This is a genomic window from Buttiauxella selenatireducens, assembly GCF_031432975.1.
GTDB classification, from domain to species: Bacteria; Pseudomonadota; Gammaproteobacteria; order Enterobacterales; family Enterobacteriaceae; genus Buttiauxella; species Buttiauxella selenatireducens.
This window is the reverse complement of sequence record NZ_CP133838.1, coordinates 756388-768906: the sequence shown is the minus strand read 5'-3', so window position 1 is coordinate 768906 and position 12519 is coordinate 756388. Positions and strand designations below refer to the sequence as shown.

10 protein-coding genes are annotated in these 12519 nt (G+C 49.6%); 2 read left to right on the top strand and 8 right to left on the bottom strand.

Annotated features, from left to right (window positions below; all coding sequences use genetic code 11):
* From cmtB to tkt, 4 genes are all read right to left on the bottom strand, one after another.
* On the bottom strand, nucleotides 1–444 hold the full coding sequence (cmtB, locus tag RHD99_RS03585; RefSeq protein WP_309877465.1) for a PTS mannitol transporter subunit IIA: 444 nt from the start codon (nucleotides 442–444) through the stop codon (nucleotides 1–3).
* Nucleotides 445–802: 358 nt separating this feature from the next.
* The gene (locus RHD99_RS03580) at nucleotides 803–2806 is read right to left on the bottom strand and encodes a TonB-dependent receptor domain-containing protein (protein WP_309877464.1); all 2004 of its coding nucleotides are present in this window, start codon (nucleotides 2804–2806) and stop codon (nucleotides 803–805) included.
* A gap of 88 nt (nucleotides 2807–2894) precedes the next feature.
* Nucleotides 2895–3965, bottom strand: a complete 1071-nt coding sequence (yncE, locus tag RHD99_RS03575; RefSeq protein WP_309877463.1) for a 7-bladed beta-propeller protein YncE — start codon at nucleotides 3963–3965, stop codon at nucleotides 2895–2897.
* 117 nt (nucleotides 3966–4082) lie between these two features.
* Nucleotides 4083–6074, bottom strand: a complete 1992-nt coding sequence (gene tkt / locus RHD99_RS03570) for a transketolase (RefSeq protein WP_309877462.1) — start codon at nucleotides 6072–6074, stop codon at nucleotides 4083–4085.
* A 265-nt stretch (nucleotides 6075–6339) separates the two neighbouring features.
* On the opposite strand from tkt, the gene loiP reads away from it, so the two are divergent.
* Nucleotides 6340–7098, top strand: coding sequence for a metalloprotease LoiP (loiP, locus tag RHD99_RS03565; RefSeq protein ID WP_183270596.1), 759 nt, complete (start codon nucleotides 6340–6342; stop codon nucleotides 7096–7098).
* A 135-nt stretch (nucleotides 7099–7233) separates the two neighbouring features.
* On the opposite strand, the gene speB is transcribed toward loiP, so the two are convergent.
* From speB to yqgG, 4 genes are all read right to left on the bottom strand, one after another.
* Nucleotides 7234–8154: an agmatinase gene (gene speB / locus RHD99_RS03560; protein WP_064543574.1), complete on the bottom strand. Its 921-nt coding sequence runs from the start codon at nucleotides 8152–8154 to the stop codon at nucleotides 7234–7236.
* Nucleotides 8155–8519: 365 nt separating this feature from the next.
* Nucleotides 8520–10496, bottom strand: coding sequence for a biosynthetic arginine decarboxylase (gene speA, locus RHD99_RS03555; RefSeq protein ID WP_309877461.1), 1977 nt, complete (start codon nucleotides 10494–10496; stop codon nucleotides 8520–8522).
* The gene (locus tag RHD99_RS03550) at nucleotides 10489–10593 is read right to left on the bottom strand and encodes a hypothetical protein (protein ID WP_374708469.1); all 105 of its coding nucleotides are present in this window, start codon (nucleotides 10591–10593) and stop codon (nucleotides 10489–10491) included. Before RHD99_RS03550 ends, speA begins: the two co-directional genes overlap by 8 nt.
* Nucleotides 10594–10727: 134 nt before the next feature.
* Nucleotides 10728–10907 carry a small protein YqgG gene (gene yqgG, locus RHD99_RS24055; RefSeq protein ID WP_445344423.1) on the bottom strand — a complete coding sequence of 60 codons (180 nt, stop codon included), beginning with the start codon at nucleotides 10905–10907 and terminating at the stop codon, nucleotides 10728–10730.
* A 387-nt stretch (nucleotides 10908–11294) separates the two neighbouring features.
* Here yqgG and metK point away from each other — a divergent pair, with 387 nt between their 5' ends.
* Nucleotides 11295–12449: a methionine adenosyltransferase gene (gene metK, locus RHD99_RS03545; RefSeq protein ID WP_309877459.1), complete on the top strand. Its 1155-nt coding sequence runs from the start codon at nucleotides 11295–11297 to the stop codon at nucleotides 12447–12449.
* Nucleotides 12450–12519 lie beyond the last annotated feature (70 nt).

Genomic DNA, 12519 nt, shown 5'->3' with positions numbered 1-12519 from the left:
TTATCCCTGAGAGATTATATCCATTAATTGCTGATCGGTATTTGCGTTCAACAACGCTTCAATCTGAGATTCTTCGCAAAACATTTCGCTTAATGCCTGAATAGCACCAATATGCTCATCAGAATCAGCGGCAGATAAACCTATTAGAAGTTTTATCGGTTCTTTATCCTCACCAAAGGTCACGGCATTTTTTAATAACGTAAGGGATAAACCCGTTTTCATTGCACCGCATTCCGGCCTGGCATGAGGCATAGCAACAAACGGCGCCAGAATATAATATGGGCCATTTTCTTGTGTGGTGGATTTTATTGCACCTATGTAAGAAGAGGTCACATATCCTTTTTGCAATAGAACTTCCATTGAATAATCTATTGCCTGCCTCCAGTCATTGGCAGAGTTTTTTATGGATATGGCAGCATCAGGGAAATAATCTATTAATCGCATAATAACTTCCTCGCCTTGTAGGGTGTTTTTTATTTTCAATTAAAGTATGTCGGCGAGAAAAATAAATCAAATGAGTGCTGGAAATGCATGCATTTTTAGGTGAGGATAAATTAATCAATTAATTCAAAGCATTAAACAACATCATTTATAATAATTTATTTTGTCAATAGCTATAATTTGACTTGAATCTCAAATATACAAATCACATTAATATCAAATTTGCAATTCAGATCACAATAAAGGGCTTGATTGAACTTTTTTTGAGATATTGCACCAGAGGTTAAATGCGACATCTGCAAAACAAAACAGCCAGTCAGGCGTAACGCTGAATAGCTGTTTTGTTCTTACAAGCTTTTAATCAAAACTCGATACGCGCCCCAAGATTGTAACGACGCCCTTCTACCAGACCATACTCACCCCATGGGCTGATACGTTGCGGATCGGCATCGAACAGGTTGTAGATCCCTGCCAGAAGCTGCGTGTTTTTGTTCAGGCGATAACGCGCGCCAAGATCGATCATCGTCCAGGTATCGTAATCAATATGATCGCCATTATCGCGGTTGCTGCCACGGTAATTCGCTTTACTCCACAGATCCAGCGCTTCGGTTGCAGACCAGGTTAGCGAAAGATTAGCCATATGGCGCGGGAAGTCATTGAGTGCATAGCCTTTGTTAACACCAGTTTTCTGCTCGCTGTGGTTGTAGGTATAGTTTGCGTTGGCTCTCACCGTTTCGGTTACCTGCCAGTCAGCATTCAGTTCCACACCGTACACATCGGCTTTACCGACGTTGAAGTATTGGCTGATGGAGTCGGCTTTATAACCGTTCATCTGGCACTGATGACTCTCCGTAGTTTCACAGATAGTTTCTTCGGAAATTTTATCTTTGAATTGGGTGTAGAAGACCGTGCCGTCTAAAGCCAGTTTCTCTCCAACCCAATACAGGCCCAGTTCGGAGTTAACACTTTTCTCAGGTTTGAGATCGTCGTTACCCACTGTCAAATAGGGGTACGGCGGTAACGAACCGCGCGGTGTCACAAAGTCGGCAGATGTCTCACGCAACTCTGGTTTTTTATAACCCGCAGACACGCCCCCTTTCAGCGCCCAGGCATCCGTGATCGTCCAGTTGCCGTAAAGTTTTGGCGTAATATGCGTACCAAAGTAGTTATCGCGATCTAAACGAGCGGAAGTCGTGAGTGTAAAGTCCCCCATTTGCCAACCGTCTTCAGCAAACAGCGCCCAACCATCGCGGCTGATTTTGGTCACGGGCGTTACACCTGGCGCTTCTTTGCTTGATACAGCAAACTGATCGTTGAGCTCTTCACGCGTAAAGTTCGCGCCAACGGTTAATTTGTGGGTGTCGAGCGTGAAGGTCGTCTGGCTATTAGCGACATAGTTTTCGGTTTCGATATATTGGGGGGAATTCCCCTCCAGCTCGTATTTTGAACGCCCTTTTTCGTAATTGATGTAGTTGTTAGTGGTGATGGTGTCTTCAGCGTACCAGCCGCTGTGACTGAGCGTCACGGCATCCCGATCAAACGTCCACATCCACGGTGCTTCATCACGATTCTTCTTTTGCTTTCCCGTGACAACATTCAGGTCAAATACGTTAGTTTCATTTGCCGCCAGACCCACGGTCATATCTATCGATTTACGGTCGTTTTTACTGAAGTAGTTATCCCGTTCGTCATCGCGACGATTTAGCCAGTCAGCCGCGACGCTTACACCCAACACATTTGGCACAATTGGCCCCATGGCAAACAAATTCATCTGGTTGGTATTTCCAAATGAACTGTCTTCCTGAATGAAGGTATTTGCCGCCAGTGCTCCGGTCCAGTCGTTTACGCCGTAGGGCTTTTTGGTAATAACGTTAACCACACCGCCAATTGCGTCAGAGCCATAGAGCGAAGACATGGGCCCACGGATAACTTCAATACGCTCAATGGCTTCCATCGGCGGTAAGAAGTTAACTTCTGCACCAATATCCTGGCCGTACGGGCGCGACTCTCCGGTATTCTGTTTAACGCTGTTGACCATATATGCGGTATAGCTGGAGTCCATGCCGCGCATCATTATATCGCCAGATGACATATCACTTGAACCCGTGCCGACATTGACGCCAGGTAAATCCTGAATAGCCTCGGCGACATTACGATTTGGCTTCTCATCAAGCTGTTTACGATCAACTACGGAAATAGTGGCTGGAGCATCTTTCTTTTGCTGAGAAAAACCCGATGCCGTAACCACCATTTGATCTTCAGATTCACTAAGAGGTGCTGTATTTTCTTCGGCCAGCACAGGAAGCATCGTGCCTCCAGCTAGCGCAACTATCCCTGCCAATGCCAAACGCTTATTACTTCTCATTTTCTAATTTCCTGAGATATTTAAAAAAGCCAACCGACCCTGTGAATTTTCATCACAGGGCTTTATTTTTCTTTTAATTAAATTTTAATTAGATTTTGTCGAGTTCTACTTTAATAATGTAATCCGGCTTTTTGCCAATTTCTTTCTCGCCCTGCTTCACGCTGGCATAGAGAATGTGGCCATCTGGTGAAAGAGCCAGACTATTCGGCAATGCTGCTGTCGCGATACTGGCTTTCACTTTGTAGGTTTCACTGTCGACAATAGTGATCAATTGGGCATTTCGATGTGTAATATATATTTCATTACGCGCATCGTTATACATCACTGCCAGGGAATTTATGACGTCGATGTGGTGAATGATACTCCCGTCTTTAAGCGAAACGACCAACACACTCGGTAAATCCGGGTCGGTAATAAATGCGCGATCGTGTTTGCTATCCAGCGCGATATTTAAGAAGAAGTGTTTTTTCTGTGGTTCTACTTTTATGCGTGAAACAATTTTATTAGTGTTGGCATCAAGAACGATTAACTCCCCATTACCATTTACGCTATAAAGTCGTCCTTTTTCTTCATCAACCGCTAACCCCGTTGGATATTCACCCACATTTTCAATGGTGCCAATATGCTGTTGCTTTTGCGTATCGATAACCCAAATAATCCCTTTCTGCGTCACACCCGATACATACAATCTCTGGCGTTTTTTATCGAGCACCATTTCACGGGTGTGAACAATTTCTTTGGGATTACGGGTGTCACTCAGTTGTACAGTCTTGATCTCTTTACCGCTGCGCGTATCAATTAGCGTTACTGATCCTTCAAGAGTATTACCGATATAAAGGATAGGGTTGTCTTCATCCAACACAGTGGCAAATGCCCGTCGATGGGTGTTGATATTTCCCGTCGTTTTAAGTGTTTCAGGATTTAATTTGTAGACCAGGCCATCGGTTTTATCTTTATCGAAAGAAGGGGCAGACGCTGCGAATAGAACGTTCTGTGAAGCATCATAGGCCAGTTCGTAAACCCCGTGGCCAACAGGTGCAGCGAGGAAATCTTTTTCAGGAAGCGGTGCTGCGTTGGCGCTCAGAGAATTAATTAATAGTGCAGCGGCGAAAGCAATGAAGCCCGATTTCTTATAACCATAGAAAGTATGTCGATTCATTTACTTAGATTCACATTTATTTACGAATGTGAATGATAATGATTTTCAATTGCATTATCAACAATAGATAAAAAAAGGCCAGCAATCAGTGTTTGCTGGCCTTAGTGGTATTACCTTTTACAGAACGGCTTTAGCCTGTTTCACCACGTTTTCAACGGTGAAGCCAAACTCTTCGAACAGTTGCTCTGCAGGTGCTGACTCACCGAAGGTGGTCATGCCTACAACAGCGCCGTTCAGGCCAACGTATTTGTACCAGTAGTCAGCGATGCTGGCTTCGATAGCAACACGGGCAGCAACCGCTTTCGGCAGAACCGCTTCACGGTAAGCCGCATCTTGCTTGTCGAATGCATCAGTAGACGGCATGGAAACCACACGCGCTTTGATGCCTTCAGCAGTCAGTTGATCCCACGCGGCAACAGCCAGTTCAACTTCAGAACCGGTCGCAATCAGGAGAAGCTCAGGCGTGCCTGCACAATCTTTCAGGATGTATGCGCCACGAGCGATATCCGCCAGTTGCTGCTCAGTACGATCCTGCTGTGCCAGGTTCTGACGGGAGAAGATCAGAGCGGTTGGGCCGTCATGACGTTCTACTGCGTATTTCCACGCAACCGCAGATTCAACCTGGTCACATGGGCGCCATGTGCTCATGTTTGGTGTAACGCGCAGGGCAGCAAGCTGCTCTACAGGCTGGTGAGTTGGGCCATCTTCGCCCAGACCGATAGAGTCGTGGGTGTAAACCATCACCTGGCGTTGCTTCATCAATGCTGCCATACGCACCGCGTTACGGGCATATTCAACAAACATCAGGAAGGTAGAGGTGTACGGCAGGAAACCACCGTGCAGCGCGATACCGTTAGCAATCGCCGTCATACCGAATTCACGTACACCGTAATGGATGTAGTTACCGGCCAGGTCTTCGTTGATGGCTTTAGAACCAGACCAGATAGTCAGGTTAGAAGGTGCCAGGTCAGCGGAGCCGCCGAGGAATTCTGGCAGCAGGTGACCGAATGCTTCGATGGTGTTCTGGGACGCTTTACGGCTGGCGATTTTTGCCGGGTTAGCTTGCAGGTTCTTGATGAACTCTTGCGCTTTCGCAGCGAAGTCAGCAGGCATATCGCCTTTCATACGACGGGTAAATTCTGCCGCTTCCTGTGGGAAGGCTTTTGCGTAAGCGGCGAACTTCTCGTTCCATGCCGCTTCTTTAGCCTGGCCTGCTTCACGCGCATCCCACTGAGCATAAATGTCCTGCGGGATTTCGAATGGAGCGTGTTTCCAGCCCAGCGCTTCACGAGTCAGAGCAATCTCTGCATCACCCAGCGGTGCGCCGTGGGAATCGTGTGTACCGGCTTTGTTTGGAGAACCGAAACCGATGATGGTTTTGCACATCAGCAGTGAAGGTTTGTCGGTAACCGCTTTGGCTTCTTCAACTGCGCGTTTGATTGCGTCAGCATCGTGGCCGTCAACGCCGCGTACGACATGCCAGCCGTAAGCTTCGAAACGTTTAGCCGTATCGTCTGTGAACCAGCCTTCAACGTGGCCGTCGATAGAGATACCGTTGTCATCATAGAAAGCAACCAGTTTACCCAGACCCAGCGTACCCGCCAGAGAGCAAACTTCATGGGAAATGCCTTCCATCATGCAGCCATCACCCAGGAATGTGTAGGTGAAGTGGTCAACGATATCGTGGCCAGGACGGTTGAATTGTGCCGCCATGGTGCGTTCTGCAATTGCCATACCGACTGCGTTCGCAACACCCTGACCCAGTGGGCCAGTGGTGGTTTCTACACCTGCGGTGTAGCCCACTTCCGGGTGACCCGGAGTTTTGGAATGCAGCTGACGGAAGTTTTTCAGTTCTTCAATCGGCAGGTCATAACCTGTGAGGTGCAACAGGCTGTAAATCAGCATTGAACCATGGCCGTTAGAAAGAACGAAACGGTCGCGGTCAGCCCATGCAGGGTTCTGCGGATTATGGTTCAGGAAATCGCGCCACAGGACTTCGGCAATGTCGGCCATACCCATAGGGGCACCCGGGTGACCGGATTTGGCTTTTTGTACTGCGTCCATGCTGAGTGCACGAATAGCATTGGCAAGCTCTTTACGAGAGGACATTTTGACTCCAGATCGGATGGTTGAAGGTCAGGCCTTGACTACTATGCGTTATGGGCTACGCCCAAAAAATTGCCATCAATGTACCGCAAGCCGTGTGCCATGTACATGGAGCATCCTTTTGTCCGGTTAAGAAATCTCTGGAACCTGCTCGCAAGTTGCGCAAGTTGCTGCGCGAGTCTGGCTAACTTCTTTATACTAAAGAGACTGGCCCGTTTTCTGTGGCTAAATCATTTCTGAGCAGTAGTCATTTATTAAGGATATTGGCATGAAGATGCGCCCAATTTTACTGAGCCTGAGCGTTGCTGCCCTACTGAGCGGTTGCCAGAATATGGATTCCAATGGCCTGCTGGCTTCCGGTGCGGAAGCATTTCAGGCGTACACACTCAGTGATGCTCAAGTCAAAGCACTGAGCGATAAATCCTGTGCCGAGCTGGACAGCAAAGCTTCTATCGCCCCAGCCAGCAGCGAGTATGCGCAACGCCTGAACAAAATAGCCTCAGCACTGGGCGACAACATCAACGGCATGCCGGTGAACTACAAGGTTTACGTCACCAAAGATGTGAATGCCTTTGCGATGGCCAACGGTTGTATTCGTGTATACAGCGGCCTGATGGACATGATGAACGATAACGAAGTCGAAGCGGTTATCGGCCACGAAATGGGTCACGTCGCACTGGGTCACGTGAAGAAAGGGATGCAAGTGGCGCTAGGCACTAATGCGGCGCGTGTTGCAGCAGCTTCAGCGGGAGGTGTGGTGGGCAGTTTGTCACAGTCACAGCTTGGCGATTTAGGTGAAAAACTGGTGAATGCACAGTTCTCCCAGCGCCAGGAGTCTGAAGCCGATGACTACTCGTATGATTTATTGAAAAAACGTGGGATTAACCCCATTGGTCTGGCGACCAGCTTTGAGAAATTAGCCAAAGAGGAAGGGGGTCGCCAAAGCTCAATGCTCGACGACCACCCGGCTTCTGCTGAACGTGCGCAACATATTCGCGACCGTATGGCTGCTGATGGGCTGAAATAACCATACCCATCATTCTTCAAGCTGCTTACGCGTTGGCTGCACCCGCTCACCCCAGTCACTTACTCAAGTAAGCTCCTGGGGATTTGCGGGTTTGCCGCCTTCAAGCAACTTGAATTATTTCGGGTATGTAATGACTTACTCGCCTTTTTTAGCGGCCTGAATGTACAGCATTTCCAGCGCTAACGTTGCACCTGCCAGCGCCGTGATTTCAGACTGGTCATAAGCTGGAGCCACTTCCACGACATCCATACCCACGATGTTGAGATCTTTCAAACCACGAACCAGCTTCAGCGCACGGTCAGTTGTCAGGCCGCCAATTACCGGAGTCCCGGTACCTGGTGCAAAAGCAGGATCAATACAGTCGATGTCAAATGTCAGGTAAACCGGCATATCCCCAACAATCTGCTTCACCTGCGCCAGCACGTCGTCAACGGTACGGTCATTCACCTGGCCCGCGTCCAGCACGGTAAAACCGTTGTCTTTGTCGAACTCGGTACGAATACCAATTTGCACAGAATGGTTCGGGTCGATCAGACCTTCTTTTGGCGCGGTGTAGAACATTGTGCCGTGGTCGAACTCGCAGCCGTTCGCGTAGGTGTCAGTGTGCGCATCAAAATGTACCAGTGCCATTTTGCCAAAGTGCTTAGCGTGAGCACGCAGCAGCGGCAGAGTCACGAAGTGGTCGCCACCGAAGGAGAGCATACGTTTACCGGCAGCCAGCAGTTTTTCTGCATGGGCTTGCAGACGTTCGCTCATATCACGCGCGTCACCAAAAGCGTAAACCAGGTCGCCACAGTCAACAACGTTCAGGCGCTCACGCATGTCGAAGTTCCACGGGAAGCGGTTGCCTTCCCATGCCAGGTTGGTAGAAACCTGGCGAATAGCCGCAGGGCCGTGGCGTCCACCCGCACGACCAGACGTTGCTGCGTCAAAAGGAACGCCTGTAATAACCCAATCAGCATCACTGTCATAGGGCATGAAGTTCAGCGGAAAACGTAAAAAACCGAAGGCATTGGATACCAGGGAATTGTCGTACTGATGGCCTAATGTGCTCATTACCTGACCTCATGTGATGTAGGTGAATAGTTGAATTTATGTCAAAAAAAAGTCCCTTCCGCGTCGTTAAACCCGACGAGGAAGGGACTGTATTCATTCAGACTGCTTGTTGGCGCGAATTATCGCCGTAATTTCGCTCGGGTTCAATAGTGCGTAATTTATACATTCATTAGCGCCCTCACCCCGACCCTCTCCCCCTGGAGAGGGAGAAAAGAGAGCCGCCCTCACCCACAGGAGAGGGAGAAGGTAGTCGCCCTCACCCACAGGAGAAAAACCAGCCTGTCCCCTCTCCCTCGGAAAAGCAATAACGCCGATCGATCCCCTCTCCCTCAGGGAGAGGGCTAGGGTGAGGGTGGTTTTAAAAACTACTCGTCTTCTAAATAAGTATAGCCGTACAAACCCGCTTCAAACTCTTCAAGGAACTGCTGCTGTAAGCCAGCATCCAGATCGGTCTGTTTCACCTGATCGCGGAAATGAGTCAGCAGCGTGTTCGGGTCGAGCTGTACATACTGGAGCATATCCGCAACGGTATCGCCTTCATCAGAAAGCTCAACTTCCACGCTACCATCAGGGAATACAAACACATCAACCGCTTCAGTATCGCCGAACAAGTTGTGCATGTTGCCCAGAATTTCCTGGTAAGCACCGACCATAAAGAAGCCCAGCAGAGGCGGGTTTTCCGCATCGTATTCTGGCATTGGCATAGTGGTCGCAATACCGTCACCGTCGATATAGTGATCGATAGCACCGTCGGAATCGCAGGTGATATCCAACAGAACAGCGCGGCGCTCAGGGATCTGGTTCAGCCCTTCTAACGGCAGTACCGGGAACAGCTGGTCGATACCCCATGCATCCGGCATTGACTGGAATAGCGAGAAGTTGACGTAAATTTTATCCGCCATACGCTCTTGCAGTTCGTCAATAATCGGACGGTGCGCACGGTTGCTTGGATCCAGCAGGCGCTGAATTTCATGGCACATGCTCAGATAAAGTTGCTCTGCCCAGGCACGTTCCTGCAAGGAGAAGTTCCCCGCCGAATAGCCGGTGTGGATATCATGCAGATCGTTCTGGCTATCGTGCAGCCATTCGCGCAGCGAGCGACGGTTATTCGGCTCGTGCATTTCACCCCAGGTTTCCCACATGCTTTGCAGCGCGCGCGATGCATCTTCAGCAGGAGCCGTTGGCGTGGTGTATTCGTTGCGCTCGACACCGATGATGTTAGAAACCAGCACGGTGTGGTGCGCGGTCACCGCACGGCCAGACTCGGTAATCACCGTTGGGTGCGGCAGGCCATGTTCTTCACATGCATCACCAATCGCCCAAATGATGTTGTTCGCGTATTCGTTCAGGCCATAGTTGACCGAACAATCGGACTGCGAACGCGTACCTTCATAATCCACGCCCAGACCACCGCCGACATCGAAACATTCGATGTTAACGCCCATCTTGTGCAGTTCAACGTAGAAGCGCGCTGATTCACGTACGCCAGTGGCGATATCGCGAATGTTCGCCATTTGCGAACCGAGGTGGAAGTGCAGTAATTGCAGGCTGTCGATACGACCCGCTTCACGCAACATTTCAACCAGTTGCAGAACCTGAACCGCCGCCAGACCAAATTTGGATTTCTCGCCGCCAGAAGACTGCCATTTACCGGAACCTTGCGACGCCAGACGCGCACGCACACCAAGACGCGGCACCACATTCAGACGCTCGGCTTCTTCCAGCACGATGCGAATTTCTGACATCTTCTCGATGACCAGATAAACCTTGTGGCCCATCTTCTCGCCGATCAACGCCAGGCGGATGTATTCACGGTCTTTATAGCCGTTACACACGATAACTGAACGCGTCATGCCCGCATGCGCTAACACAGCCATCAATTCAGCTTTAGAACCGGCTTCAAGACCCAGCGGTTCGCCAGAATGAATCAACGATTCAATGACGCGGCGGTGCTGGTTCACCTTGATTGGATAAACGAGGAAGTAGTCACCGTTATAACCGTAAGATTCACGAGCACGTTTGAACGCGGCGTTAATCGAACGCAGGCGATGCTGTAAAATCTGCGGGAAACAGAACAGTGCAGGCAAACGCTGCCCCTGCGCTTCACGGGCTTTTACGAGTTCAGCGAGATCAACACGCGCTTGTGGAACATCTGGGTCCGGGCAAACGGTAATGTGACCGAGTTCGTTGACGTCGTAATAGTTATTGCCCCACCAGGCAATATTGTAAGTACGCAGCATTTTGCTGGCTTCCTGGGAGCTCATGGCAACCTCCTGCATGGAGCGGTGTACATCCTGCTCGCCCACTGACGAACCCGAAACAGAAGAGATTTTGTCAGACATGGCGAACCTCAAATTTATACAAATGTGCAAAACAGTTGACTACTATCGCAGGGGTATCCCGCAATAACAACCCATTAACAGCGCATAGCGGCAGCATAAGACGCTGACAGACTAACTGTGCGACCGGTTTCTTTTTCATATCATTGTAAACACGTTACCGAACTCCGTTTAACGGGTCGGTGAAACCACGAGAATACTCCTGTCAAAGACAAGAGAGCCCTTGTTCAGTTATCACGGAGTGAGATGACCGGCCCGAGAGTCCTGAGAAGCGCCGAGATGGGTATAACATCGGCAGGAATAGATGCACGGAATGCAGGTTGCGAGGAGTAAATGCACACCAGAACGGTGAGCCAGATTCTGCGAATTACAGCGGTTTTTCAATCCTGACACCTCCACGCATACCAGAAGCATGCGACAAGCCAAAGCTAAGATATTTGCTCAACCCGGCTGGAAGTGGGCAACACAAAAATGTGTGCTTGTTGAATGAGCCGCGCGCGCCGCTTTATACCGACAACGGCTAAAAAATGCAAAACAAAAATCCCCACTTTGCGGCGCTGTCAGTAAAAATTTCCATGCCAGATTATCGACAGAAACTTGCGAGCACAAAAATCACTGGTAATCTGATTAATGGATAACCTAGAATAGACGTCCAGATGTTAATCCATCTATACCGATTAACTGTTAGACTGCCTGAAATTAATCCTGTGGCTAAAACTCCAGATATCAGTACATCGCACTGATACGAGCGCCAGTTAGCAGCAGTCTGCACTAACCTAATTCTCTTAGGGTGAATAAAACATGGCCAAACACCTCTTTACGTCCGAGTCTGTATCAGAAGGACATCCCGATAAAATCGCTGACCAAATCTCTGACGCGGTTCTTGATGCAATCCTCGAGCAGGATCCAAAAGCTCGCGTAGCGTGTGAAACTTACGTCAAAACCGGCATGGTTCTGGTTGGCGGCGAAATCACCACCAGCGCATGGGTTGATATCGAAGAAATCACCCGCCAGACCGTCCGCGAAATCGGTTATGTGCATTCTGATATGGGCTTTGATGCCAACTCTTGTGCTGTTCTGAGTGCTATCGGTAAACAGTCACCTGACATTAACCAGGGCGTTGACCGTACCGATCCACTGGAACAAGGCGCTGGCGACCAGGGTCTGATGTTTGGTTATGCGACCAACGAAACTGACGTGCTGATGCCTGCGCCGATCACTTACGCACACCGTCTGGTTCAACGCCAGGCTGAAGTCCGTAAGAATGGCTCACTGCCGTGGTTGCGTCCGGATGCAAAAAGCCAGATCACCTTCCAGTACGACGACGGTAAAATCGTCGGTATTGATGCCGTGGTTCTGTCGACCCAGCATTCCGAAGACGTTGCGTTGAAAACACTGCAAGAAGCGGTGATGGAAGAAATCATTAAACCGGTTCTGCCAGCAGAATGGTTGAACGCTTCCACCAAATTCCACATCAACCCGACTGGCCGTTTTGTTATCGGTGGCCCAATGGGTGACTGCGGTCTGACCGGTCGTAAAATTATCGTTGATACCTACGGCGGTATGGCTCGTCACGGTGGCGGTGCGTTCTCCGGTAAAGATCCTTCTAAAGTTGACCGTTCTGCGGCGTACGCGGCGCGTTATGTGGCGAAAAACATCGTTGCTGCTGGCCTTGCTGACCGTTGTGAAATCCAGGTTTCCTACGCAATCGGCGTGGCAGAGCCAACGTCAATCATGGTTGAAACCTTCGGTACTGAGAAAATCTCTACCGAACAACTGACCCTGTTGGTACGCGAGTTCTTCGACCTGCGTCCATACGGCCTGATCCAGATGCTGGATCTGCTGCACCCAATCTACAAAGAAACCGCGGCATACGGTCACTTTGGTCGTGAGCATTTCCCTTGGGAAAAAACCGACAAAGCAGAATTGCTGCGTGAAGCTGCCGGTCTGAAATAACCCGCCAACAGCTAGACTCTGAAGGCCAGCCTAACGCTGGCCTTTTTTTTGTCGAAAACACTCTGCTCCT